General features: G+C 42.6%; 26 protein-coding genes. 1 reads left to right on the top strand and 25 read right to left on the bottom strand.

The annotated features are described in order from the left end of the window. Nucleotides 1-14: 14 nt before the first annotated feature. From ACMXI2_RS17585 to ACMXI2_RS17635, 11 genes are all read right to left on the bottom strand, one after another. Entirely contained in the window at nt 15-3,170 is a 3,156-nt protein-coding gene (locus ACMXI2_RS17585; RefSeq protein WP_483777392.1) for an efflux RND transporter permease subunit, read from the bottom strand. 7 nt (nt 3,171-3,177) lie between these two features. Beyond that, the gene (locus ACMXI2_RS17590) at nt 3,178-4,554 is read right to left on the bottom strand and encodes a TolC family protein (protein WP_483777393.1); all 1,377 of its coding nucleotides are present in this window, start codon (nt 4,552-4,554) and stop codon (nt 3,178-3,180) included. A 30-nt stretch (nt 4,555-4,584) separates the two neighbouring features. Continuing rightward, nucleotides 4,585-5,358, bottom strand: a complete 774-nt coding sequence (locus ACMXI2_RS17595) for a TSUP family transporter (RefSeq protein ID WP_483777394.1) — start codon at nt 5,356-5,358, stop codon at nt 4,585-4,587. Nucleotides 5,359-5,360: 2 nt separating this feature from the next. Further along, complete coding sequence (locus ACMXI2_RS17600) at nt 5,361-5,789, bottom strand: DoxX family protein (protein ID WP_483777395.1); 429 nt, start codon at nt 5,787-5,789, stop codon at nt 5,361-5,363. 171 nt (nt 5,790-5,960) lie between these two features. After that, nucleotides 5,961-7,835, bottom strand: a complete 1,875-nt coding sequence (locus ACMXI2_RS17605; protein WP_483777396.1) for a fibronectin type III domain-containing protein — start codon at nt 7,833-7,835, stop codon at nt 5,961-5,963. A gap of 28 nt (nt 7,836-7,863) precedes the next feature. Continuing rightward, nucleotides 7,864-9,018, bottom strand: coding sequence for a chromate efflux transporter (gene chrA, locus ACMXI2_RS17610; protein WP_483777397.1), 1,155 nt, complete (start codon nt 9,016-9,018; stop codon nt 7,864-7,866). Beyond that, nucleotides 9,018-9,791 (bottom strand): sulfite exporter TauE/SafE family protein, encoded by a 774-nt coding sequence (locus ACMXI2_RS17615; protein ID WP_483777398.1) that lies wholly within the window; start codon nt 9,789-9,791, stop codon nt 9,018-9,020. Before ACMXI2_RS17615 ends, chrA begins: the two co-directional genes overlap by 1 nt. A 149-nt stretch (nt 9,792-9,940) precedes the next feature. Further along, entirely contained in the window at nt 9,941-10,390 is a 450-nt protein-coding gene (locus ACMXI2_RS17620; RefSeq protein ID WP_483777399.1) for a DoxX family protein, read from the bottom strand. A 34-nt stretch (nt 10,391-10,424) separates the two neighbouring features. Continuing rightward, on the bottom strand, nt 10,425-11,177 hold the full coding sequence (locus ACMXI2_RS17625) for a hemerythrin domain-containing protein (protein WP_483777400.1): 753 nt from the start codon (nt 11,175-11,177) through the stop codon (nt 10,425-10,427). A gap of 175 nt (nt 11,178-11,352) precedes the next feature. After that, complete coding sequence (locus tag ACMXI2_RS17630; protein WP_483777401.1) at nt 11,353-11,835, bottom strand: hypothetical protein; 483 nt, start codon at nt 11,833-11,835, stop codon at nt 11,353-11,355. Between the two features lie 87 nt (nt 11,836-11,922). Then, entirely contained in the window at nt 11,923-12,744 is an 822-nt protein-coding gene (locus ACMXI2_RS17635; RefSeq protein ID WP_483777402.1) for an AraC family transcriptional regulator, read from the bottom strand. A gap of 129 nt (nt 12,745-12,873) precedes the next feature. On the opposite strand from ACMXI2_RS17635, the gene ACMXI2_RS17640 reads away from it, so the two are divergent. After that, the gene (locus tag ACMXI2_RS17640; protein ID WP_483777403.1) at nt 12,874-13,119 is read left to right on the top strand and encodes a sensor histidine kinase; all 246 of its coding nucleotides are present in this window, start codon (nt 12,874-12,876) and stop codon (nt 13,117-13,119) included. A gap of 65 nt (nt 13,120-13,184) precedes the next feature. On the opposite strand, the gene ACMXI2_RS17645 is transcribed toward ACMXI2_RS17640, so the two are convergent. From ACMXI2_RS17645 to ACMXI2_RS17710, 14 genes are all read right to left on the bottom strand, one after another. Next, nucleotides 13,185-13,487, bottom strand: a complete 303-nt coding sequence (locus tag ACMXI2_RS17645; RefSeq protein WP_483777404.1) for a hypothetical protein — start codon at nt 13,485-13,487, stop codon at nt 13,185-13,187. Then, a complete protein-coding gene (locus tag ACMXI2_RS17650; protein ID WP_483777405.1) occupies nt 13,484-14,398 on the bottom strand; it encodes a hypothetical protein in 915 nt (304 codons plus the stop codon). Before ACMXI2_RS17650 ends, ACMXI2_RS17645 begins: the two co-directional genes overlap by 4 nt. A gap of 1 nt (nt 14,399) precedes the next feature. Further along, complete coding sequence (gene traN, locus ACMXI2_RS17655; protein WP_483777406.1) at nt 14,400-15,242, bottom strand: conjugative transposon protein TraN; 843 nt, start codon at nt 15,240-15,242, stop codon at nt 14,400-14,402. 28 nt (nt 15,243-15,270) lie between these two features. Further along, on the bottom strand, nt 15,271-16,584 hold the full coding sequence (gene traM, locus ACMXI2_RS17660) for a conjugative transposon protein TraM (RefSeq protein ID WP_483777407.1): 1,314 nt from the start codon (nt 16,582-16,584) through the stop codon (nt 15,271-15,273). A gap of 5 nt (nt 16,585-16,589) precedes the next feature. Further along, a complete protein-coding gene (locus ACMXI2_RS17665; protein WP_483777408.1) occupies nt 16,590-17,051 on the bottom strand; it encodes a hypothetical protein in 462 nt (153 codons plus the stop codon). A gap of 9 nt (nt 17,052-17,060) precedes the next feature. Beyond that, nucleotides 17,061-17,666, bottom strand: coding sequence for a conjugative transposon protein TraK (traK, locus tag ACMXI2_RS17670; protein ID WP_298735605.1), 606 nt, complete (start codon nt 17,664-17,666; stop codon nt 17,061-17,063). A gap of 70 nt (nt 17,667-17,736) precedes the next feature. After that, nucleotides 17,737-19,026, bottom strand: a complete 1,290-nt coding sequence (traJ, locus tag ACMXI2_RS17675; protein WP_483777409.1) for a conjugative transposon protein TraJ — start codon at nt 19,024-19,026, stop codon at nt 17,737-17,739. A 31-nt stretch (nt 19,027-19,057) separates the two neighbouring features. Continuing rightward, entirely contained in the window at nt 19,058-19,708 is a 651-nt protein-coding gene (locus tag ACMXI2_RS17680) for a TerB family tellurite resistance protein (protein WP_483777410.1), read from the bottom strand. A gap of 4 nt (nt 19,709-19,712) precedes the next feature. Then, nucleotides 19,713-20,327 carry a hypothetical protein gene (locus ACMXI2_RS17685; protein ID WP_483777411.1) on the bottom strand — a complete coding sequence of 205 codons (615 nt, stop codon included), beginning with the start codon at nt 20,325-20,327 and terminating at the stop codon, nt 19,713-19,715. Between the two features lie 6 nt (nt 20,328-20,333). After that, nucleotides 20,334-21,005, bottom strand: coding sequence for a DUF2059 domain-containing protein (locus ACMXI2_RS17690; RefSeq protein WP_483777412.1), 672 nt, complete (start codon nt 21,003-21,005; stop codon nt 20,334-20,336). Between the two features lie 18 nt (nt 21,006-21,023). After that, nucleotides 21,024-23,465: a TraG family conjugative transposon ATPase gene (locus tag ACMXI2_RS17695; RefSeq protein ID WP_483777413.1), complete on the bottom strand. Its 2,442-nt coding sequence runs from the start codon at nt 23,463-23,465 to the stop codon at nt 21,024-21,026. 40 nt (nt 23,466-23,505) lie between these two features. Beyond that, nucleotides 23,506-23,838, bottom strand: a complete 333-nt coding sequence (locus ACMXI2_RS17700; RefSeq protein ID WP_483777414.1) for a DUF4133 domain-containing protein — start codon at nt 23,836-23,838, stop codon at nt 23,506-23,508. A 5-nt stretch (nt 23,839-23,843) separates the two neighbouring features. Then, a complete protein-coding gene (locus tag ACMXI2_RS17705; protein ID WP_483777415.1) occupies nt 23,844-24,179 on the bottom strand; it encodes a DUF4134 domain-containing protein in 336 nt (111 codons plus the stop codon). Between the two features lie 215 nt (nt 24,180-24,394). Further along, nucleotides 24,395-24,826: a hypothetical protein gene (locus ACMXI2_RS17710; protein WP_483777416.1), complete on the bottom strand. Its 432-nt coding sequence runs from the start codon at nt 24,824-24,826 to the stop codon at nt 24,395-24,397. Nucleotides 24,827-25,013: the final 187 nt, after the last annotated feature.

Below are 25,013 nucleotides of genomic sequence, written 5' to 3' on the forward strand. Positions count from 1 at the left end.
TATAGAAAGTTAGTTTACTCATTGGTTGTTTCATAATACCGGCTATCCTTGTCTTCCGGATGCAGTGACGGGCTATGGTATGCTTTCCTGCCCATCATGCTTGTATATATAGCCGGCAGGAAAACAAGCGTACTGATGGTGGAAAAAATCAGTCCTCCGATAACCGCAATGCCCAATGGAGCTGTCTGATCGCCTCCTTCGCCAAACCCAATGGACATTGGGATCATACCTGCAATCATGGCAAGGCTGGTCATTAATATAGGCCTTAAACGGTTTGCCGCTCCCGTTACTGCAAAACCGGAGCTTAATTGCTGCTTCCGGTATTGCTCCCCGTTTGTAACTAACAGGATGGCATTAGCTACTGCAACACCCACTGCCATGATAGTGCCCATATAAGATTGTATGTTCAGGGTCTGGCCGGTTATCAGCAGCATCAGCACAGCACCGGCGATCACCGCAGGTACTACTGATAAGACAGCCAACGCCAGCCTGAACGATTGAAAATTAACCGTCAACATCAAAAAGATCACAATAATAGCAATAAGCAATCCTACTTCCAGTTCACTCATTGTCTGGTCAAGCAGATCCGCCTGACCGCGCAACATAATTTTCACGCCTTGCGGTAGCTCGCCTAATGAAGCAATGGCGTTCTTTACATCTGTAATGGCGGCTCCTACATCCTTTTTGAAAATATTCGCTGTAATGGTAATATACCGTTGCTGGTTAATACGATCATATTCGCCGGGTGAGGTAATTTTCTGTAAAGTAGCTACATCCCTCAGATAAACAGGGCTGCCTGTACCCGCTATAACCGGCACTAACCCCAATTCATCACTGTTATTGACACGGTATTGCGGATATTCCACCTGCACTTGGTAAGCGGTGCCGGTACTTTTATCCAGCCAATAGTTTGGTTGTGTAAACCGGCTGGAGGAAGTGGCTGCAACTGTTGATTTGCTGATCTGGTCAACAGATAATCCCAACTGCCCTGCTTTTACCCTGTCAATATTTAATTTAATACCAGGATACTCCAATGGTGTTGCAATCTGAACGTCCCGCAGGTAAGAAATATCTTGCAGTTTTTTATTCAGATCAGCGGCAACTTTCCTGCTCTGAGAAAGATTTTTGCCCATTACTGCAATTTCAATGGGGTTTGAAGAACCAAGATTTACCACCTGTTCCACCATATCGCCGGGCTCAAAGGAAAGGGTTGCCGCCGGGATAGCATTTTTCACAGCTTTACGCAGTAACTCTTTAAAATTCTCAATTGCCATACCAGCTCCTTCCTGCAGCTTTATCTTTACAACGGATTCATGGGGGCCGCTCGTCCATAAGTGAATAAGGTTTACTGGGTAGCTGGATGGCTGCACACCCACAAAAGCAGAACTGATCTCAATTTGCCCGTTAGTAATGCTATCCGCCAGGTGCAATAACTCCTGCGTTGCTGTTTCTGTCCTTTCCACGCGGGTTCCGGCAGGTAATCTTAGCCGCACCTGCGCCTGGCCTGCATCCGTTTTGGGAAATATTTCAGTACCCAATAACATGAATCCACCAGCCAGTATTCCGAATGCAAATAAAAGATAAACAGGAGTGGCCCAGGATGATTTTTCCACGAAACCTTTCAGCCAATGTTTGTAACGCATCCTGAAACGGTTGAATCGCTGAGCGGCGCCCGTTTCCCCTTCCGGCAAACGATCTTTGAGTAACCAGTGAGAAAATACGGGCACCAGGGTTTGTGACAGCATAAAAGACGCTACCATTGCAAAACCAACGGCCAATGACAGCGGTAGGAACATGGAACCCGGAATCCCCGTCATGAACAATGCCGGCACAAATACGGCTATTACGCAAAGAAGGATAAGCAACTTCGGTAACGCAATCTCCCGGCAGGCATCCCATATTGCCTTGGCCTTTGTTTTACCAAGCTCCTGATGATGGTGGATATTTTCAATAGTTACCGTAGATTCATCCACCAGGATTCCTATAGCCAGCGCCAAACCGCCCAAGGTCATTACATTAAGGGTTTGCCCGAAAATCTTTAAAAAGATGACGGCAGACAACAAGGCTAAGGGAATAGTGATCACTACAATAAAAGCTCCCCGAATATCCCGCAGGAATAATAACACCATTAACCCGGTAAGCAAAGCGCCCAGGATGCCTTCTGTCATTAAACTCTTTAAGGAGTTAATAACGTAACCTGATTGATCAAACGCATACGTTACTTTAATATCTTCGGGAACGGCTGCCTGCATATCGGGGAGGGCTGCCTTCACCCTTTGCACCACATCCCAGGTAGCCGCATCGGCGCGTTTGGTTACCGGTATATACACAGATCTTTTACCATCAATCAGCGCATAACCGGTAGTCACATCTGATCCCAGCTCTACATTTCCAATGTCCCGGATATATACAGACGGGCCCGCGCCCAGCTTCAGCGGCACATTTTCCAGTTCCTTGACATTTTCAACTACGGCGTTTTGTGAGGTTATAAGCGTTTCATCTCCCTCCCTGATATTACCTGCTGGCGTAATGCTGTTTGAACTGGCCAAAGCCTGTACCACTTCATCTGGCGACAAATTATAATTCCTGATCTTTTCGGGATCAACTTTTATAATAACTGTTTTCTGGTTGCCGCCAAAAGGTGGCGGTGCAGATACACCTGGCAGTGTTGAAAACATAGGCCGTACCTTAAACAATGCCAGGTCTTGTATTTCTCCTAATGACCGGGTTTCGGAAGTGAATACTAATTGCCCCACTGGCACACTGCCCGCATCAAAACGGGTAATGAAAGGAGGCACCGTACCTGGAGGCATAAATGCCCTTGAACGGTTCACGTACCCTACTACTTCACCCATTGCCTGGCTCATATCCGTTCCTTCATTGAACTGTATTTTTATGAGGGCGGCTCCCTGGATGGATTTTGATTCTACAAACTTTACACCTGTTACGTATAAGAAGTGATATTCATAGTAAGAAGTAATAAAGCCTTCCATTTGTTCAGGGGAAAGGCCGCCATAGGGTTGCGCCACGTAAATAGTAGGCAAACCCATTTTCGGGAAAATATCAATCTTCATGGTTTTGATAGTGAGCCATGAAAAAAACATAATTGCTATAAAAGTTACCACTACTGCTAATGGTTTGCGCAACGCTAATGCTATTAATCGGATCATAACCCTGCTAATTAACCTGTTTTAAAAATAAATTCAGATCTCCATTTACAGCCGCTTTATACAACAATGCCTTCCAGACGCCCATAAAAGCCGTTTTGTTATCTGTGGCCGCTTTTACGAGTACATATTGCGCCTGCACCAAGTCCGAAAAATTGGCTAATCCTGATTGATAGCGGGATTGTAACGCTTTATAGGAAAAACTGGCTGATTCATAGAACAAAGGGCTTTCCTGTGCTACTATTAATGCAGTGCTTAACGTGGTATCCGCCAACTCGTTCTGTTTCCTGATCTGTAAGGAAACTTCGTTTAGCTTCTCTTCATTGGACTTCACCAGGAAGTCCTGTTGTTGTACCTGTGGTTTTACTCTTGCAAATTGTAAAATAGGGATGCTTAATTGCAACCCCACCCCGTAATTATATCGCTGAAAGGCAAGGCCGTCCGTTGATTTTACGTTGTTATTATTATCAATTCCTGAACCTCTTGCATAAGCGGTGCCCCACAGGCCGAGCGTAGGCATCGTGGTTTTGGACAATATCTTTTTCTTTGCTTTACTCAATTCAATAGTTGAATTGTATAAAGACAATAGCGGGTTCTTTGCCGTGTCTGATGCCATGTAATCGGATGGTACTTTGCTAAAGTAGCTGGCATCCGCAAAAGATGGCAAGCTATCTAATGCCAGTAATCCGGAAAGGGTAATAACGGTTTGTTCTCTATACTTCCGGCTGTTCAGTAGATCCACCCTTGCCCTGGAAACTTCCGCTTTTAATAAAGCAGTATCCACACCCGGTTTAATACCATTTATTACCAGTGTTTTTGCAACTGATAAATTTGCTTCTGTACGGGTAAGGTTTTCCTGGTAGACTTTCTCCAGCTCTATGGCCGTCGCAATGTCCAGGTAGGCATTGATTACCCTGATCTTATGCTGAAATATTTCATTCTGTGCATCAGCCTGGGCATATTGTACACCTGCTTTCGCAAAATCCACTTGTGACTGACGCTGCCCGAAAGTGACCGGTTGCCAGTTCAGCAGCAAGCTGGTGGCGCTGCCAAATACACCGCTATAATTATTATCGGCAGACGGGGGGCCGCTGATGGGAACAAGGAACTGCGGGTACGCCATACCGGTGATATTGTTATAAGTAGCATAATTCACCTGATAGGACGCGTCCAATGATGGGATAAGTGTACTTTTGCTGGCACTGGTTCCCTTTTGAGCCGCTTTTATTTCCCATGCTTTTGATTTTAGCAGCGGATAATTCGTTTCTGCCAGTTGCAGCAATTCCCTCAATGTTGTACCGGCTGATACTTCTTGTGAGAACCCGCTTTGAATACTCACCAGCAGGCAGGCAAAACATTGTAAAAGCCTTAACAGGAATCTATGCATATTCGTTTATTTTATTGTCATTTGTATTTATCAAATCAGTCCAAGACCCAAGGCCACGGCCAGCAATATCAGCATAACAGTGACCATCTTTTGAATAATGGGAAGCGTTATTTTTTTCAAAAGCAGGTTCCCTGAAAATGCTCCGGCAAAAGCTGCAACAGTAGCTATTAACAACAACAAACTATTTTCACGGATGCCCACACTTAAATACTGTTTGAAATAAACAGACAATCTTGAGATGTCTACCAGGCAGGCGATGGTCACCCCGGTGGCAACAAATGCTTCTTTTGATAAGCCTCCTTTAATGAGGAAAGCGCTTCGCAAAGCGCCCTGGTTACCGGATAACCCGCCAAAGAATCCACTTGCAAAGCCGCCAAAGATCATTTTATCTTTCCCGAATTGAAGCTGCTTGAATTTGGGTAAAACTTCAATTAATGAAAAAACTATCAATAGTATGCTGATCGTTAATTTTACGGGAGTAACATAAAATATTTTGTTGCTGATCGTATAGGTGTACAGGGGCTGCCAATGCGTAATGCGAAGTAATAACTGAGCGCCTGCAAATGCACCGATAATAGCAGGAATGCCAAAACGCAACAGGGTAGCTTTGTCGGCCTGCCTGCCAGTTAAAAACAACTTGAAAACGTTGTTCAGCAAATGAACGATTCCGGTGAACGCGATAGCCACATCCACCGGGAAGAAAATAGCGAATACCGGCATCAGGATCGTTCCTAGCCCAAAACCGGAAAAGAAGGTAAGTAAAGATACCAACAGGCTGGCAATAGCGATTACAACCAGTTCCATCTCTAATTGTGTTGTACTATCTGGTGATCCACTGACCATTTGCCTCCGCCTTTGATCAGCAGGAAAATACCACCTAACAGCATGGCCCAATCAGTACGGCTGCCATGCAGCATCTCCCAAAAGCCGTCGTTGGCGAGTACCGCCGCCTTTGTAGTAGCTATTGCCACCAGCATGATAGTAATGAGGGGAATGGCGGCAAACCGTGTCAACAGTCCAATCAGTATCAATATCCCACAGGTTATTTCAACAGCGCCTACAAAGGGCCCGAAAAACTCCGGGACAGGTATTCCTATTTTCTGGAATCTGCCGGTGCCAAGCGTATCGGCAAACAGGAATTTCTGAATACCTTCAGAAAGGAAAACAGCGCCTACCATTAACCGAACAAGGATGGTGGTTTTCGCACTATCCGTTAGCATTATTTTTTTTAGCATACTTATCCCGTTATGAACCTCTCTTACTTATTTTCCGGGCTGTGATAAGTCTTCCCTGAAGCTGTAAGAAGGCCGCAGCAAATATTGCAAATTAAACGGTTGTTTTATGGTATATTTGAAAAAAATATGGTATGACCCTCAATTAAGGAAAATTACCTGAATACCAGGCAGTTACCTTAACCGGATTTCATCAATTGGGTTCAGAGTATCTGGATTAATCACTTTCATGCTTACCTTTTTACCTTCCACAAAGAACAGGCATACAGCGTTTTCCACACTAAACGCTTTGGTATGTTCGCTCCACGGCGCTTTTTCCTGCGCATAATAAGGCGCTCCGGCAGCTCCATTATTGATTTGGTACAGCGGTCTTGATACGTTGAGCTTTTTATGAGGATAAGTGTCCGGGTATATGTTCACTTCTTTTGTTAGTTGCAGCCAGTTGTAATTATGCTCGTCACCCGTTAATATTGCCAACACCTTTTTGCTTTGATTAATAAGAATATCCAAGTATTCATCCCGGCGTTCAATAATTCCCTTTTCCACAGGAGAGCCAGCTATATAAGGACGTTTTTCATTGTTGCCATTATACCACATATCATCCCCAACATGCCCGCCATTGGGAAATACCGGCGTATGTTGTGTAACGAAAATATGATCAATATTCTTGTCGTTCTCCAGCCTTTTAATGGTTTGCCTCAGCCACTTTATCTGGTTGTCCTGCAAATAACCATGCAATCCACCGCTGGTAGATGCTTCCCGGCCTACTGTGGGACCGTACCAGTAATTGCTGTTGAGCACAATTACCGCCACATTATCATAAGTATAGTAAAACACATTCTCCTTATAAGAGGGGAAATCAATCTGTGAGCTGTCGGGGTCATACTTATTGCCATCTTCACTTTCCGGGCCATTCAAAGGATTTACAAATGCCTGCTTCATGATGGCCTCAGCAGATTCCGTAGCATAAGGAAACTTGTCAATAAATGCAGCCTGTGCGCCTGTTCTGTTCTTAAAAATATGACCCAATGCCTCATGGTTCCCCTGGCCCACATATACCGGCATATAATGCCAGAATGGTTGGATAGACTTTTTCCAGTTGGTAAGCTGTAGTAGCTGTTCTTCCTTATTAGACAGGTATCCATTGATCATATCGCCTGTAAATTGCAGGAAAGCCGCTTTATGTTGATAAGCCGCAGCGGCAATCTTTTTCATAATATAGGCATTGGCCCCGTAGATCATTCTTTCTCCGCCACCCTGGGCATGACGGCTATCGCTGGTATAAGCAAATACAAACGGCTTTCTGCTGCCGGGCAATGGTGTAGTTTTAAAGGAATAGGATTGCGCCAGAGTTCCGTACTGAACAGTATAGGAATATTCAAGACCTGGCTTTAACCCATCAATAACTATCTCATGATGTGTTTGCTCAGCAGTATCGGCAAAGGTTTTCCCATTCACTGCCACCACAGCTTTAACCGGCCTGTCGGTTTCAAACCAAATGGTTGCAGCATGGTGATTGACGCCACTTACATAAGGGCCATCATAAATAGTCGGAACCGGAACAAAAGGCCCCTTTCCGGTAACGCTTACCACGCCGTCATAAATGATCATGCCTTTTTCGTCCGTTAACCGGTAACCGATTGATAGCTGACCGCTCTGTTGCCACCCCACCATATCATAAGGATCTCGAAAAGCCTGTTTAATATTAATGATTGCCTTTCCCCCCTGCAAAGCATTGGTGAAACGATACACAGGCAATGGATGCGCCGCTTTTCCATAAGGTATCAGGCCATAGGTAATAGTTCCTTTTAAAGCGCCAAAATCCATTATTATTCCATCATCCGTCCCCGAAGGCTTTCCCAGCATATCCTGTACACTGTACCTGGAGCCGGTAGTATCTGCATAATACTTTTCATTCTCCTTGTGAAAATACAGCCTTCCGTTTTCATCATAGTGAATATTACTGTATGATGCCGGAACCCGGCGCTCCTGTGAAATGCAGTTGACGAAGGAAGTAATCAATAGCAAAAGCAAAGCGGATTTTTTCATTTGGTATTTGTATTAACGTTAAATTTTTTCAAAGGAATGCCAATAAATAACCTGCCAAAGCCCCACCTGCTACAATGATAACACTGTTTACTTTTTTTAAACCAAAGGTTACCGAAAGACTGATCAGCCCGATTAAGATGCTACGCCAATCTGTAACAGCATCCCTGGCTAATTGATAGCATACTGCTATTATTACCGCAACGGAAGCAATATTTACGGCATCTAAAAATGCAGAAAAGGCGGTCGATTTTCTCATTTTCCGGACAAGGGGATTTAACAGTGCCACGAATAAAAAAGACGGCAAAAAAACGCCAATTGTTGAAACTACCGCTCCTGAAAAGCCGTTTACCTGGTAACCGATAAAGGTTACTGATGAGAATACCGGCCCTGGTGTAAATTGGCCTACCGCAATAGCATCCGTTAATTGCTGATGGGATATTATTCCTCTTGCTACCAATTCAGTTTCAACATAAGCAAATAAAACATACCCGCTGCCGTACAGGATAGCGCCTATTTTCAAAAATATCAGGAATAAATTCAGGTTGGAGGCTGAAAGTAAGGTACTGCCCGATATTTGTAAGAACATAACAGGAAACAGGCCATTGACATTACCTTTGGAATATTTCCGTCTGAAAGAAGCCAGCAGTAATGCAAGAAACCCAGCTCCGAACATGATGTAAACCTCATTGAACCCCAGTAATGAAAGCACTAATGCTGCAAATCCGATGATGCCCAATTCTGCTGTTTTCAGTGACCGTTTAGCCAGCGGGAAAATAGCTGCGAGAATTACGGCAATGATTGCAGGCTTTATCCCATAGATGAAAGGCTGTACCTGCGGTAATTGCCCATACTGCTTGTATAACCAGGCAAATAAACCCGTAATCAGAACGGCAGGGAAGATAAAACATGCTCCTGCAATAATTAAGCCCTTCCAACCTGCTTTTTCACGTCCTATGTGAATGGCTAGTTCTGTACTGTTTGGGCCAGGAATCAGATTGGTAGCGCCGAGTAAATCTAAAAAATGCTGTTCGCTCATCCACTTTCGCCTGGTTACTATCTCTTGCTGCATCATGGCAATATGCGCTGCTGGGCCGCCAAAACCAATAATGCCTAGTTTGAGGAACAGTTTTGCTATATCGGCTAATGTTGAGGGCTGTATATCCGCTTTCTTTTCGTCAGTCATTATACTATCTTACTTAAAAAATCAATTAACTGTTTCACAAGCATTATCAAACCACTGATTACCATTACTGCAATAACCAGTTTTCTAAACACAGCACTGCTTATTTTTTTCAAAAATCGTTTCCCCAACCAATTTCCGACAGAGGCGCCGGCACCTATTAAAATCCCGTAAATCCACATATTTCCTTTTAAAGAACCCAATGCAGTGTAACTTGAAACCTGCACAAGACCAATCAGGAAAGAATTAATGGTTTTTGTTGCGATCATTTTTTCTTTTTCCAGGCCATAATTCAGATAAAAGGGATTGAGAACAGGCCCGGTAGCGCCGATTAAAGTGGAAAATATCACAACAAAAAAGCCAATCGGTATAAACCAGGCCAGCTTCATTTTAAATGATCTTTCCTTTTTGCCGAACCTGTATTGAAAAATCGTGCTGATAAGAAATAAACCCACAACGATCTGCAACCATTCCAGTTTTATATTGGAAAATATCCATGCGCCTAGCACTGCACCTGCAATAGCTGATGGCAAATAATACTTCACAATACGCCACTGAATAGCTTTCCAGAATAAAACAATCCTTACCGGCTCTCCGATTAAATTGCCCAGGTTAATAATAGGTGCGGCTGCCTTACCTCCGATAAAGGAACTAACTATCGGTACAAGTAGTAATGAACCGCCTCCGCCTGAAAGGGTGGCAATAACATAAGCAAGCAATCCTGAGAAAAAGATAAGTACATATACCCAAACAGGTTCATTGAAAAGCTCCTGCATTGTGCTGATCTTTTTTTGATAGTTTACTTCGGGTGCTGAGCCAATATCCTAATACGCTCAAAGCATTTAGTACCCCGGCCAAAAACAGATTCCCATAGATAACGATGCCGGGTAGTAATTATCACTGTCAATTTTCATAAATTCAACATTTATCCGTTATGAAGCGTTACTGGAACTTCTTTAATGGCGGGACATCCAGCAATCCATAGAAACTTTCCAGCGCCGTTTATAATCATGAATATCAGTAATAGGGTCATGGCAAAGTCGGTACGGTATTCATGTGCCATCGCCCAAAGACCCTTTTCGGTAAGTATGGGTACTTTGGTAGTTATAAATGCAATAACCATTACAACCAGCAAAGGGATTGCGGCCCATCTAGTTAGAAACCCTACAATCAGCAGCAGTCCGCATGATATTTCAATACTTGCAGTAAAATATGCCCAAAACTCAGGATGGGCAAAGCCTATTTTTTCAAAACGGCCTGGCACAACATCTCCCGGTAACAGGAATTTTTGTATCCCTTCCGATAAGAAAATCAAACCCGGTATTAACCGTATCAACAAATATGAAAAACCAAGTGGCTGAATGTCGCTTTGCATAAACCAATTTTCTAGTTGCCGGTTTATTAAAACTTTACTGCCCTGCTGCTTTAGGCGTAAATTGTGCTAGCTCATAAATGCCTAATTGCTTTTCTATATTGGTTACTTTATCTACAAATTGCTCAAATCCGCCTTCTCCAAATAGCTGATGTTCGCGTTTTTCAAAATCTTCACCCAGGCTATCAAATTCATGTTTGCTGACAATATCCCGCAAGGCAGGAAATAGTACCGTATCTTCCCTCGCTTCATGCGGGCGATACATGCGAATAAAAGACGATAACAGACCATTCAGTTTTTGCTTATCGTTATCTGTAGATATTTGAGGTCGTTTTACAAGTTGCAGTATCTGATCAGTAATCATTCTGCCTTGTTGATGCTGAACCCTCAACACCCCTACAAGGTCAGTGAGTTTACCTGCTTTTTCAAAGCGCGGAAATAGATAATCTTCTTCCTGTTTTTCGTGATACTCTTCTATAAAAGTGCGGATAATACTGGCTGAATCCGTTACCAATTGTGGATTAATACTTTGGTTAGAAGCAAGCATTACTAAGAAATGATCATACACCAACAGCACCCGGTTCAAAACACCGTGCTCACGCATAAGATCTTCCGGCGGGCTTACTTCTTCTTCCGCTTTTTCTTCCTCCTTCGCTTTGCACCCTGTTAGGAGCCCTATGCTCATAATACCAGAAACAACAGTAAGTTTTAATCCACTCTCAATAAAATCCCTCCGGCTGTGGCCGGAATTTAGCTCATTCTCTTTTAAGTGCTTAATTGAATTCTCCATAATGACACTTTTGAAGACGATGAATAAATTTTATAGCCCAGTGATTTGTCAGCAAACAGCATAGCACGCAAGAACACCTACAACAGGCTATAAAGATTAATGATTTATTACAGGCAGCAAGAACAAAGCGGGTTCAGCCATTAACTCAAACAAATGTTGTTAAATGCAAAGGAGGTTATTCCTTTGTAAACCTTACAGGAGATAACCTTGTTTTTGGAATGGCAGATTGAATGAAAGGTACCTTTTCAGCAATGTGGCATGAACGGCATGCCGTTTGAAAGGTGATAAAGCTGCGATTAAATATGACCGTATCCCTTTTGTTGATCGCTTCTTTCATGGCAGGGATAGTAGTGTTTAAAAAACTCTGTGCAGATGCGGCTCTTTTGGGTCTGCGCTCCAACCCGTTTTCGATAGCTGTTTTTATTTTGTCAAGCTGATAAGCAGCGTACTCCCAATTTTCATCTTGCCCGGCCCAATACAGCTCCTGGTAACGGTAGCCGGTTTCAACCATTGCATTATCAAAACCCCGGAATTGCCTTTCAATAGTGCTGATCTTTTCCTTTTCAGATCCTTTTATCCAATCACCATCTTCTTTGGGCTTGTTATAACTACAGGCAATGAAAAGGAATGCCATTATGAACAAAATCGGCAGTTTCATAATTTGTTTTTATATGAACAACCTAACATGACACAAATATCACACAATACGTAATTAATTCATGGTATATTTGAAAAAATCATGGTATCAGCTACTACGCCTGAATACAAGGGGAGTTTGATTGGTTTTCCGTTTGAAGTATTTTACAAAATGGGAAGGGTCAGTGAAATCCAAAGCAAAAGAAATTTCTGCAATTGTCTTATCTGTATAAATTAACAACCGTTTCGCTTCACTAATGATAAACTCAGAAAGCACTTCTTCTGATGACTGGTTAACTGCTTTACGACAGGCAATATTCAGATTCTGTGGAGATGTTCCCAATTGTTCAGCATAATACTGCACCTTGTTTTTAATCACCTGTTCAGAGCTTAGCAAGGAAAAGAAGGATTGATAGAGGTTAGAAGCGATCTCTGCCATACTCGCAACCGGCTTTGCAACTTCTAATACTTTTGCCAGCAACGCCTTCAGCAACCCTTCAATCATGTGAAACACATATACACCCTCTTTATTATTAGCATCCACTAGCAGTTCAAAAACAGCTTGAATAGTAGCACTATTTCGTGTGGATACACTGCTTTGTTTGCTAATTTTGGCAAATAAATTTTTAAGCTCACTATCCAAGGTTTTTTCAATAAACGCTTTCGTTATTATAATTACATAACCATCCGGTTCACTATCCAGTTCCCAGTAATGTACCTGTTCACGGCGAATAAAATACATGACCGGCGGTTTAACTTCAAACCTTCTTGAATCAATATAATGGAAGCCACTCCCTTGCGAAAGGTAAAGTATCTCAAAATAATTATTGTGCTTATGTGGAACAGTTTTTCTGATCTCCTTCTTGAACGGCGCGATCTTTATGGATTTCCCAGATTCGCTTTTATCTTTTATCTGAAGTTTGGAACTCATGTAGAATTATGTCAGTATGTTAAACAAATGTCGAATAGCAATATGAATGTTCCAGTCCATTTGTCATAAGACCGTTTACGCCAAATTACAAATATTTTTTAAATGGACTAACTGTATTTCGTACTTACGGTGCAGGATCAAGGTATAGGGATACCCGATGACAAACTGCAATCTATATTTGAGCGAGGTGCGCGATTGGATAAGTCAGCGCAGGGACTTGGAATTGGCCTCCACGTTTCAAGAACATATGCAAATCAGCTTAACGGTTTTCTAACCGTAAAAAGCAAACTTGAACACGGCAGCACATTTACTCAGAGCTTACCGGAAAAAATCACCCCTCAAACATTGATCCTAACTACGGCAGATATGTCATGAGGATAACAAATATTCATGTGATGTTCAATTGCGGAATGGGGCAGGTGAATGCCTGCTCCATTTTATTATCCCCGACTTCCTATCTCCCGCAATGTAATCAGGCTTGCTACATCTGGCCTATATGATGGATTCATCTTTATGTAACCCCATTCCTTTAAATCCTTCATGCAATAAAAATAAATCCTTTCTGACCGAATTTTGGCCTGCTCTCGTAATTGGGCCGAAAAAACCTGTACTGGATTTACACAGCCTTGCCGGTAAAAGAAATAAAGGATTGCCAGCATAAGGCTCACGTGTTTTGGCCCCATCTTCGGATCTTCACCTACCATATCCATGAAGTCAGCAATGTAATTCTCGAATGCCATCATCCCGCTCCCTGTTTTTGCCTTCTTCTCTCAGTTTTTTTTTCACCATTTTCCTGCTGCTGACTTTTCTTTGTCGATTGCTTCTTCCCGCCCCCCGGTTTCTCCGTCTGTTTATTTGTCTGCTTATTCTCCACTTTTGTCTTTTGCTGTTGTTCTAGCTGCCGCTGCTTCAATTTTTGCCCCAAATCTTCACTGATAAATCCTTTTTCAATCTGTTGATCGAGAGGTACAGGCTTTTTATCCAGATCAAGGAGAACAAGGCTTCCTGACCGGATACCGGGTGTAACATAAAGTTCTTCATGTTGTCCGTCTTTATTGAGGAACTTTTCCTTTTGAAGATTGCCTCTTTCCAGGGATTCCTTCAACGCACCTTTATACACTACTGAATATTCATCTATCACCTTGCCCAAATTGTACCCGTATGCCTTGTCAAACCGCTCCGAGTTATAATTGCCATTCTGCAATTTCTCTTTTGGCTTAATCCTTTCCCACGAATCACTTTTAGAATGGTGAACTGGTCTGCCTTGCAGAAAATTAAAGGCCATCTTATACGTAAAGTTGTCCTTTACCTTTTGCCCGCCCTCATCATCTTTTTTATGATTCATAAAGAATGTGTGGGTTCTCGATTCTCCACTACCGTCCTTTTGAGCGGACATGGTGAACTTATTCAGAAAATAGTCACCCGTAGTTGCCGACTTTCTCAGATGAAAAACGGTATCGCTCTTTCCATCCTCATACTGCTTAGAGTAATTGTGTTCTATAGATGGATGCCCCTCCTTCATCTTCCGAACTAAATCATCGTTATACGCTTCCTTTAAACCAATAAGCATAAAGTGCTTTTGCGTAAGATTGCTATCATTTCCTTCCATAAAAATAAAATTTAAGGTTTCAGGAAAAGCTGCATTACCAGCCATTTCATTTAATCAGTTGCCGAGCCTTCAGCAATACCCTATGCTTGATCTTCAAAATCAGCGTCCTACCGCCATTCACTTCACCAACCTGAATAAGCAAGTCTTGATTTCTAGGGATTGTAAAAGATGGGAAGGCCATGACAATTCTAACCGCATTATTACCAGTAACACCTTCCTGATCGCTAACAAAACTGGGAACCATCACCTTTTCCTGAATAGCAGTTTTCTTCGCCTTCTTTCTATCCTTTACAATAAATTTTATGTAATCCGGCGTGTAGGTAATAAGTGAATTATTGTGAATAGCAAGTTTGAAGAACATCGTGTTCTCTCGCATGTAGATACTTTCCAGTGCAAGTGTTATCATCTGTTCAGAAACCCGCTTTCGCAAGAAGTTTCGGTTCTGCTTTACCTCCGAGCTTGTCAATTTGTAAAATTCCTTGTCATGCTCTGTTCCTTTAATCAATACGCTTCGCCCGTCATCACCAACTTTGTAAAACCGCAGATTCAAAACGGAAGGTTCTTCTGAATAATTCAACAGGAAGGAATACAGTCTACCGTCAGCAGTAATTACGGAAAGATTTGTTTCAGAAAAATTGACGCTGGCGGCTTTTACCTGCAATACATTTTCCGCTCCCTTTGCCTTCTGTGCCAGTATAGAATTACTACCACGATCAACACTTTTGATTTCATAAGGAAAGATGAGGTTACTCGTTTGGTTAAGGCTCACCCATAACGTATAAGGGGCTATCTCCTTCGCCCTTATTTCAGGATGATCGTTTACATCCTGAGCGTTGGCAGTAACAAAAAGAATACAACTCACAATCCATGCAACACATAACCTTTTCATATTCTCTTTTTTTTAGTTTACTCAATAATTATCGGTTCTTAACATTATTATCAACCAGCAGCACATCATAACCACTTCTGATGTTTACCTTGACTACTTTCATTTTCCGTCCAACTAACGACTTTGCCGCTTGAATACCGGCGCTTGCTGCCTGCGCTCCAATACTTGGGTCAAGGCTGGCTATACTCAGGCTTTGAATTGCCTGATCAGTTGTCTGCTTTGTAACCTCTGTCGCCATATTCGCATTTACATCAACTCCAATGATCCCATCCATATCATATACACTGAGATCAACCGGTAGAATATTATTCCCGGATTGAATTGAAGTGATATTGATTATGAACCGACCCTCAGCTAATTTTCCTTTGCCCCAAACGAACGCATTTTTGGGGACACGAACGCCGGCAACATATATTTCTTCCAAAAGCCGAAGCTGAACTTTTGAACCATCCATTACTTCCTTCGATTCAGCGATAACAGCACGTACAGTGTTTTGCTTCACCTCAGTCTGTTCATCTTCCAGTGAATAGAATCTATTGAAGGTGCCATTTCGGGCTGCTCTCAATGAATCCAGGAATGAATTTTTCCTGCCGGTATCGGCCTCCATCAGAGATACCACATCATCCCCCCGCGAGGTCTTCACTGTAAATACCTGACTTCTGTTCACTTCAGACATTTCCTGTATTCGATCCTTTACACGGTTGGGATGCTGTATATCCAGTATCTTTTCCAAAACACCTGAAATTTGCTCCATCTGCTTATCTGGCTTGTCTTCGCTCATTTCCTTCATCATCGCTTCGAGCCGGTCAATGCCCTGCACTTCAACTTTGTCTTTCGGATTATCAGGGGCATTAGGATATACCTGATCCTTTGCTGAACTGCGGTTAAGCTCATCATTTATAGCCGCTATCTTCCGGTAAACTTTTTCCTCACTTTCATCTCTCCCTGTTCCTGTAATACCATACCGATCCGTACTATACGTCCTTTCGTTACCGAAACCATTATCTGACGTATCCATGCTAAAAATATTTTCATGCGCAGCAGGCGGCGTGTAGTACGGATCTTTCTCCTTCAGAGTACGCAACTTTGCCGAATCCTTATCAGCCATTTCGTAGTACATGAGCTTATTCCAACTGCTGTCAGCAGACGCTTTTGCTCCCGGCAAATCGGTATTAATGCCCTGCACTTTTACGTCTGCCATCACCTTCTTAGCATCTCTACTGATTACACCGAACGATGATAGTAGAATTGTTAAAAAAGGAAGTACCAGAATGGGCATCACCATCAGAAACTGTTTTTGTTTTCGCAGCTTTTCATTTACTGCACTTTCCTCATTTTTCATACACCTCATTTTTTATTTTCCAATGCTTCTATTTGCGTAAGGCTATCGATTAGTCCGGGCCTTGCCGCCACAATGCTGTCATAGACTGTCTTTCCTGCCATATCAGCTTTCAGGCTATCGAGATATTTGCGGAACCTCCGAATCCTCCATGTCATATAAATAGGCTCAGTTTCATAGTCCTTTATGTCAGGAGAGATCACATTCCTGGGCTGATAGATTGGCTGTACCCGAATACGGCTATCTGAAGAACCTGCCGCATTTATCAGTACTAATGCAGTAACTGAAACGTAGCACAGAATGAATGCCACCAACACTACCTTAACCCTGAAAGCAGACCAGCCAGCCACTTTTTTATTCAGATAATCTGCATAGCGTCTTTGATAACCTTCTACCTTGCCGGAACAACGCTCGAAAAGAGCGTGAACGATAGAAGTACGCCCGGTCTTACGCTTAAATATTTTCCACATAAAAAACGTTTAACGCTCTACTGTATTCAAATCTCTATTTTCCAACGTTGCCCATCTTTCGATCAAGAATCCGTGCGAATTGTTATCACTTCGGGAAATATTCCGTATAAATCCTTCCGTTATTAAAGTACGAGTGACGATACTCGTAGCACGAATAATCCGCTGGTGTCCGTAGCACCGGAAGTAATAAGGATACTGATCTACATTAACAGAAACGCTATCCACCTCTATCTTCTGGGAAATATTGCCTGAAATAATGTTATTGTAATAACCGCTTTCTTTTAAGTTCTCATATTGCCTCTTTGCGGAAACATCAGCCATATACAATGCACGTACAATGTTATTCTTGATAACCGTTTCGTCCGGGTCTAACGTAAAAAAGTAGAAATGAAACATCTTGACGTGATCCCGGATTTCTACAGGAATGTTGTCTTTCTTTTCGCTGGCAAACGCTTCCAGAATTTTTCCATTTGCCAAAACATAAATTCTATCCTGCGTCTTTGATGCCAGCAACATGGATTTATATATAGTGAATCCGCATAAACAGAAAGACAGCAGAATAATAACCATTGTGAATAACCGGACATGCGAAAATGCCCCCTGAATACTTTTCATTTTTTGAAACATACACGCTCACTTTTCTTTCAACACTTTGTTTCAAGCCATCATTTGCCAAGTACCTACTTCATGAAGTATCACCCCCTTTCAACTTATTGGCTAGATGCCCATATGCACGGCCAGCACTGGCGGCAATGCCTTTCCCTGTACTGCCAGAATTATATCCATCTTTAATATTATCCGGGGCATTGTAAAGATTCTTCAAACCAGCCTCAACGGAATTGTTATCAGCAAACATCATATGTCCGAAACCATCGGCAGCAGCGCCAGCAGCTCGACCAACCATTCCCGCACCCGTCATTGCAGCGCCAGCCGCCGCACCAGCAGCACCCCCCAATGCAGCAGTCATTTTGCCGGTGAGAGCATCACCGCCAACAAACATTATATGGTTTGCAATATTTGGAATAGTCGTATAGCCGTAGATTCCAATTATCAAAAACACCATATAGCCTAAATCCGTTCTGCTAAAGAAAGTGTCGCCTGTTTGACCAATTTGAGTTAAGTCAATCTTTAGCATTTCGGCCTGTATCGTAGCTATCACGGCTCCGAAAATCTGTGCTATTGGCAACCATAAGAACACATTGATGTATCGGGCCAGCCAGTGCTTTAAAGTATGCTGGAATCCATCGAAAACTGAAAGCCCGAAAACCAGCGGCCCTAATATTGCCAGAATGATTAGGTTAAACGTTCGCATCGTATTAATGCACAATGACACGGCAGCAAACAAAAGCTGTAAAACTTCCGCTATCACTTCTTTAATTGCATTTCTGAAATTATACGATGCTTTGGCGAAAGCAAACATAATGTCATTCCCCACGCTCGATAAGAAACCTTCATCTTCACTTGACTGTCCATCATGTGTATATTTGTACCACCGCTCCCGATCACCTTCACCGGTTGGGCCAACATACATCTGCCAAACATCTGTTTTCTTGATAGCTTCTTCCTTTTGCTTCAATAATGCCGCAACAGATTCATCCGCTTTATCCACCATTTTTGCAGTACCGAACACCGTTGGCTGCATCACACCGTTTATCATCGCAATCACTGATGGGAAAATCAATATTGCAAAGCCTATTATGAACGGTCTGAATAATGGATAAAAATCAATCGGCTCCGCCCTGGACAAATGCCCCCAAACTCTTGCAGCGATATACCATAACGCTGCAAATCCAGCGATGCCACGCCCCACATTTATCAGCTCCTTGCACAATGGCATTAACTTTTTATACAGTTCGTCAAGCACTGTATGCAGGCTTTTAATATCGCCAGCAGCCTCAGCTAATTGCGCAAACGCTAGAACAGGCACTGTAACCATCAGTATGACGACTAACAAGGATTTTAACCACACTTTCATACATCACGTTTTCAATAATTCATAAATTTTCCTATTCAAACCCCTCAATGGCTTTCATCCGATCAACCTCCTTCTGTTCTTTCATCCGCTGCAAAGCCATAACGGAATTGGAGCTGTTGAAATGCCGAAGAAAGGTCAACTTATCCAGCATTTCCGAATGAATTTTATCTATTGCATTCAGTCGTTCCTCATCAGTCATTCGCAGGTTGCTTGCCGTTATCACAGTAAAAAGATCGTCCAGATTCTGCAAGGAGGCATCGAACAAACGTCCATAAACCCTTCCCATATAGTCAATCTCCTTAATCGTAAAACTGCCTGATGATTTTGCGTATTGAAATGCCTTCTTATATTCCTTCACCAGCGAAATCTGATAATCCACTATATCTGCTACACGGCTATACCTTTTGATTGCAGGGTTCACCTCCATTAATCCATCGAGAAAAACCTTATGTAGCTGAAAGTTTCCCTCACTGATGTTCTTGATTGTATTATAGCCGCCAGATAGAATTTCATATCCCTTTTTTAGATCAGATAAAATTTGTTTGAATTGTGCCAGCTTTTCAATATTCAAAGCCAACTGAGCAAGCTCTTTTGCTTGTGCATTGCTCCTGATCGGCACCGCAGCAAATACAATGAATATTCCGCAGGCCATGATGCCAAAACGTAACACAACACTTTTCATAGCCTCATTTTTTTTCTGTTACCTTTTTCATGACTTGTACATCCCTCAACTCGTTCTGACGCTGCAATACCTGTACTTTTGTGGAGGTGCAAAAATTCTTTGTAAAGAGATAGCAGTCCTGCATGTCCACATGAATAGCATCAATCCTTTCGATGCGTTCATCATCACTTAGTTCCATTTGCCCGGAGGTGATCAACGGCACAAGATCCATCAGCAGATTCTCACAGCTTACCAGCAGTCGCGTTCGGACACCGGTTACATAGTCCACTTCCGATGCGGCGAACACCTTGCTATTCCTCATATCCTTCAGCACTCTATTGAAATCCGCCGATACAAACAGGCTATAGTTGACTATCTCAGCTATTCTTGAATAATTCCGGATTTTTGGGTTGATTGTTTCTAGCGAAAGAAAAAAATCTTTGTCGAGCGTAAAATGTTCATCCTTCACGTTACCGATGAAAGTCAACCCTTGACGGGCAATCTTATAGCCTTTTTGCAGGTACTCTAAATAGACCTTATTGGCTGCGATCTGCTGTATATACAGCTTTATCTGATTGTTCTGAGAATATGCCGAAGAATGTAAAGCGATAAAAGCACATAAAAACACCACCACTTTCATAACACACTATTTTATGCCGTACATGTATTTAATTTGCTCAACATCCTTTTGATCTCTGGCCCGTTGCAGTACCAGTTTCTTATTCTCATTATTAAAAGATCGCAGATCGTTCAGGTTTACGTCGATACTTTCAGCCACACCGTTCAATATCTCTATTCTTTTCCCGTCCGTCATTTTGGTCGCAAAGGAATTGATGACAAGAAACAGGTTATCGATATTCTTCAAACTCTCATCAATGATCCCTGTATAAACTTCCGTCATGTAATCAATTTCCTTAGCGGTAAAATGCTTATCCTTACGGAACAGTGCAAACGCCTTGTTGTATTCATCAACAATTGCGATTTGCTTATTAATAATTTCCTTCACGCGCTTGTACCCGCTGATCGCTTGCTTCACCTTGTTTAACTCATCGAAGTATTGCTGGTATTGCTCTTTGTGTTTTTTAGTCCAATCCGATATTTCATCCAGTTTGAGCTTCGTGAGTATATTCTCAACCTCTTTCTGAGCATTTTGTAACCAAATCGTTTTATTCTGCAACCTCTGTACAGCCAGGTCAGCAGCTTTGATTGCAGCAATCAATGCTTGACGGGCGACCTCCCATATAATCGCGTGGCTCTTTTTAGTTGGTGCAAGCACCAAACAGAAACAAAGAACCAACCCCACAACTACCTTTTTCATACACATTGAGATTAGGCGTTACACAATTTTTTTTCTATCCTGCACCATTTGTTCAATAGCCTTCTCCATACTACCAAGACTTTCGGCATACTCCAATACCTTCACACGTTCCCTGCCTTCTGTAGTGAATGCGAAATATTCATGCGGGCATAGATCATTTTTATATACTTTGGCAATCTGCCCTCCGATCTCCATGAATATTTCACGGTTGTCTTTATTCACACTTAACAGAATGGACTTCGCTTTTTCTGACAGCCCAAGCACGGCCTGCAACTGATCGAACTTATTCATGAACTTCCTCATGTCCATAAGAATCTTCACATCAGCATTGGCGATGATTGCATCCTTTATTACGGGTGAAGAAATCAAATCGTCTAATTCCTGAGTGATGACTATGGGAACACCATTGAACTTCCGAAACGTTTTGAACCCGTATTTGGTAAACTCCGCCATCGAGGGCTTCGCAATGGCCTTCCACGCTTCATCAATGACGAATACTTTTCTGATTCCATGTAGCTTGCGAACCTTTGAAATGAATAGCTCCATACAGATCAGGGTAACAACACTAAAAAGTACCGGATGATCCTTTATATTGTCCATCTCTATGACTGTGAACCGCTGATTCAGTAAGTCTTGTTTCCCTTCCGCATTGAGGAGATAATCAAATTCGCCACCCTTATAAAAAGGACGAAGCACATAAAGAAAGTTGTCTATATCAAAGTCACGATCTTTAAGCCTGTGAAGTTTAAGTTCGTCAATGAAAAAGTTCTGGAGATATTCATAAAACGTATTGAAGCAAGGGAACAAATCGGCATTTCCAGCGAGATGTTTGTAATAGCCGGTCAGTGCATTGGACAGTGCGACATATTCAGACCGGTTAAAGGATTCACTTTCCTGTTTCCATAAGGCTACCAGCAATGATTTCAGGCTTTCCTTTTTCTCAGTATCGAGCGCCTGCCCCTCTGGAATGTAAAACGGATTGAATCGAATGGGATTTTGTTCTGTGTAGGTAAAGTAATAGCCACCCACAAGATCACACAGCCCCCGGTAACTGCCGCCAATATCCAGAATCACACAATGCGCTCCCTGCTCATACATGGAATTTAGCATGTGGTTTACCGTCATGCTCTTACCCCCGCCTGATGTTCCGCAAACCAGCGTTCCCATGTTGGAGCTGATGCCCTTCATACGTGGCGCTGTGTATGGATCGACAAATACCGGCTTACCTGTTAGCCTATCACAGAAACGAATACTTTCCTTCGGATCATCAGACCGATAATTGCTCTCCAAATTCAGAAAGCAGCAAGCCTGCTCCGCGAACGTATCGAACGTATCGTTGGCCGGGAAATCGGCAGCATTACCGGGAATACCACTCCAAAAAATCTGAGCAGCCCCGATTGTTTCCTGTTTTGCGACGGCATCCATTTGCGCCAACGCGGAAGTGATAAGGTTACGAATATCTTTTTCTTCCTCCGGTGATTCAGACCAGGCCAAAACATTGAAGTGCGCCTTAACAGGTAATCGCTGTTGGCTGATCGCCTCATTTAAAAACTCATTTACGGCATCCCGGCTGATAGCATTCTCCCTGCTGTATGCAGCTAAAGACTGCAACCGTAGACGCTTGCTCTCAAACTTTTTGAGCGTCTGCTGCGCATCATCGATGATTATATACTGATTATAGATATGATTACAGGGAAGCAGCAAACCGAGGTGAGAAGCAAAGCCAATTGAAAACTTTGTTCGGTCGGTACTAAACTTGTCATAGTTGATCCGTGAACCGCAGAAGGAGGGTAAGCTATCGTTACCGGATAAGGTAAATAGCTGGCAACGCTTCTTTCCGATCATAACCTTATCTCGAAGCTCAACATCCTGCACCATCAGCTCGTCGTCTTTATCCAGGAGAAAAATATATTTCTCCGGTAGGCCCGCACTCCGATCATGGCTTTTCAACTCATCATCACTCAAACGGTTCAAGATTATACCAATATCACCCAACACTTTCTGAAACTGTCCCGCAACATCTTCAAACTCTTGTAATGCAACTTCGCTCAGCGTCTGCGCCGGAACTATATTCGGTCTTATGAGGTTTGACATAAGAGAGGTAGATCCTTTACGGGCGGACGACCGCTTTGTAATCATGATATAGCACCGGTGATCCAGAAAGGGGCGGTTGTTGAAGTACTCCTGACTGCGTTTTTTCAGGAAGCTGTCTGCATCTGAGAAACTACCTTTATACCGATTCTTAACAAACCAGTCCTGCTTATGAAATACCGTATTCTTCGGCAAGAGCTTTATTGCCTTTATCAACCCCTGATGCCATGTTTCAAAGTCCTCTGAATGACCAGTGAATATCTCCGGTAGATCAACCCGAAACGCAATTGTTATATCCCCTTGCTTACTAAGTATGCAATTATGCTCAATATCCGCTATGGGGTAAATATCTTTCAGCCACTTTTCCATCTTCACAAATCATTTTCATCTACCTTTAGAAATAAGAGCATCACTTCCGCTTAGAAACTGATTGCCCTTTAAAAACAATGCGGTCGTTACTCTTTACGACTTTCGGTATTCCCCTTCTGGCAATTTTCTTCATCATCCCATGCTCACCATACTTATTACTTAACTTGTAGACGTGCATAAAGAGAAATACCGTAAGACCAGCCACTAGAACAATACAGATGTAGGAGTTCACACCAGCCAAATAGAGTATGGCAAACAGTAGTAACGACAAAACCAAGCCGCCGCCGAGATACCATATGTACTGAGCTTTCAGACCCTTAAACTCAATCGCATTATTAACTCCCTTATTGATTTTGTATACACTGTTTGCCATCTTACTCAGTTTATGCCAAAGAATGACTTTAACACCGTCGCTACAACAACGAGAAAAACACAGCTACCGAACCACGCGGCGGCTGTGGAACCTGTGTCGGGGTGCCCGTTCGACCATTTCTGATACACGCGGACGGCCCCGATCAATCCGAGTATTGCACCTACAGCATACATAAGATCACATCCAACATCAAAGTATCCACGCACTTTGGTGTTAGCTTCCTGAATACCGGCTTTACCGTCTTGCGCATATACGCATACAGTAACCATTACTGAAACTGCTGTCATCACCGACCCATGCAGCAGCCGCTTACCAAAGCGATCAATCATCTTCATTTTCATACACACTTCGCTTTTATTGTTATCAAAAAAGTATGGGCATAAAAAGGCCCTGCGCACTACCTGACCCGATTTCACAAACCATTCAACACTATCAGGTAACGGCAGGGCCGAACGCAGACAACTAGCTGCGTGACTGGAAAGAAACACTCCGCACCTAACCCCTCGCACTTGGTTTTCCTGCACACAGGTGCCGACGAGTGTTTCTAATGTGGCGTTCACTCATCCCACATAGCACTCAATTCATCCGCGCTGAAATGAATGCCACACTGACTTTCAGCAATAACTTCGATTAGATTCGTAATTCCATTTTGGTAAATGCTTCCCTTAGTCCTGGGATACTTCCTTAACAGCATCTTTATACTGCTGGATAAATCCCACTTATTCATTCCTTCTTTTCCTGCTTGGCTGACCAGAGCCTGTAGTTCATCTACAAGTGAATGAACCGGTGCCATAGTAGCTGCATCCTGATTTTCACTATCGCCTTCCTTCTCTTTAAAAAGAACACTGTCAACTGCCTTCTTCTCATCAACCTTTCTTTTCTTTTTCAGAATAGAACCACCTTTCGCGCGAAAGAAAAAGAGAACAATTGCATAATAGATTACCAGCAGTAAGCATAGCCACAACAGGTAAGTTGTCCATGTTATCATAGTGCATCGTTTTATTGCTACACAAAAATGATATAGTTCACAACCTGTTTTTCACACTATGAACCGAAGTGGTGGAAATAAATATTCAGAATTGGATAGGCTCAGTAGAAACCTTTAGGTGAGCAGGAAACATGCGTGCATACATATATTTATATATACCCTGCCGCGCACGTATACATCCTCTTAC

Source organism: Chitinophaga sp. G7 BAM 1005, assembly GCF_057126945.1.

What these genes read in the sequence shown, in the direction of transcription:
- ACMXI2_RS17625 (WP_483777400.1), bottom strand. Translation starts at nt 11,177, where the DNA reads ATGGAGAATTCAATTAAGCACTTAAAAGAGAATGAGCTAAATTCCGGC.
- ACMXI2_RS17615 (WP_483777398.1), bottom strand. Translation starts at nt 9,791, where the DNA reads ATGCAGGAGCTTTTCAATGAACCTGTTTGGGTATATGTACTTATCTTT.
- ACMXI2_RS17695 (WP_483777413.1), bottom strand. Translation starts at nt 23,465, where the DNA reads ATGGAAAAGTGGCTGAAAGATATTTACCCCATAGCGGATATTGAGCAT.
- ACMXI2_RS17710 (WP_483777416.1), bottom strand. Translation starts at nt 24,826, where the DNA reads ATGATAACATGGACAACTTACCTGTTGTGGCTATGCTTACTGCTGGTA.
- ACMXI2_RS17605 (WP_483777396.1), bottom strand. Translation starts at nt 7,835, where the DNA reads ATGAAAAAATCCGCTTTGCTTTTGCTATTGATTACTTCCTTCGTCAAC.
- ACMXI2_RS17680 (WP_483777410.1), bottom strand. Translation starts at nt 19,708, where the DNA reads ATGAAAAGTGTTGTGTTACGTTTTGGCATCATGGCCTGCGGAATATTC.
- ACMXI2_RS17700 (WP_483777414.1), bottom strand. Translation starts at nt 23,838, where the DNA reads ATGGCAAACAGTGTATACAAAATCAATAAGGGAGTTAATAATGCGATT.
- ACMXI2_RS17690 (WP_483777412.1), bottom strand. Translation starts at nt 21,005, where the DNA reads ATGAAAAAGGTAGTTGTGGGGTTGGTTCTTTGTTTCTGTTTGGTGCTT.
- ACMXI2_RS17590 (WP_483777393.1), bottom strand. Translation starts at nt 4,554, where the DNA reads ATGCATAGATTCCTGTTAAGGCTTTTACAATGTTTTGCCTGCCTGCTG.
- ACMXI2_RS17630 (WP_483777401.1), bottom strand. Translation starts at nt 11,835, where the DNA reads ATGAAACTGCCGATTTTGTTCATAATGGCATTCCTTTTCATTGCCTGT.
- traM (WP_483777407.1), bottom strand. Translation starts at nt 16,584, where the DNA reads ATGAAAAATGAGGAAAGTGCAGTAAATGAAAAGCTGCGAAAACAAAAA.
- chrA (WP_483777397.1), bottom strand. Translation starts at nt 9,018, where the DNA reads ATGACTGACGAAAAGAAAGCGGATATACAGCCCTCAACATTAGCCGAT.
- ACMXI2_RS17665 (WP_483777408.1), bottom strand. Translation starts at nt 17,051, where the DNA reads ATGTGGAAAATATTTAAGCGTAAGACCGGGCGTACTTCTATCGTTCAC.
- ACMXI2_RS17585 (WP_483777392.1), bottom strand. Translation starts at nt 3,170, where the DNA reads ATGATCCGATTAATAGCATTAGCGTTGCGCAAACCATTAGCAGTAGTG.
- ACMXI2_RS17645 (WP_483777404.1), bottom strand. Translation starts at nt 13,487, where the DNA reads ATGATGGCATTCGAGAATTACATTGCTGACTTCATGGATATGGTAGGT.
- traN (WP_483777406.1), bottom strand. Translation starts at nt 15,242, where the DNA reads ATGAAAAGGTTATGTGTTGCATGGATTGTGAGTTGTATTCTTTTTGTT.
- ACMXI2_RS17650 (WP_483777405.1), bottom strand. Translation starts at nt 14,398, where the DNA reads ATGGCTGGTAATGCAGCTTTTCCTGAAACCTTAAATTTTATTTTTATG.
- ACMXI2_RS17635 (WP_483777402.1), bottom strand. Translation starts at nt 12,744, where the DNA reads ATGAGTTCCAAACTTCAGATAAAAGATAAAAGCGAATCTGGGAAATCC.
- ACMXI2_RS17705 (WP_483777415.1), bottom strand. Translation starts at nt 24,179, where the DNA reads ATGAAAATGAAGATGATTGATCGCTTTGGTAAGCGGCTGCTGCATGGG.
- ACMXI2_RS17595 (WP_483777394.1), bottom strand. Translation starts at nt 5,358, where the DNA reads ATGGAACTGGTTGTAATCGCTATTGCCAGCCTGTTGGTATCTTTACTT.
- ACMXI2_RS17685 (WP_483777411.1), bottom strand. Translation starts at nt 20,327, where the DNA reads ATGAAAGTGGTGGTGTTTTTATGTGCTTTTATCGCTTTACATTCTTCG.
- ACMXI2_RS17620 (WP_483777399.1), bottom strand. Translation starts at nt 10,390, where the DNA reads ATGCAAAGCGACATTCAGCCACTTGGTTTTTCATATTTGTTGATACGG.
- traK (WP_298735605.1), bottom strand. Translation starts at nt 17,666, where the DNA reads ATGAAAAGTATTCAGGGGGCATTTTCGCATGTCCGGTTATTCACAATG.
- ACMXI2_RS17600 (WP_483777395.1), bottom strand. Translation starts at nt 5,789, where the DNA reads ATGCTAAAAAAAATAATGCTAACGGATAGTGCGAAAACCACCATCCTT.
- traJ (WP_483777409.1), bottom strand. Translation starts at nt 19,026, where the DNA reads ATGAAAGTGTGGTTAAAATCCTTGTTAGTCGTCATACTGATGGTTACA.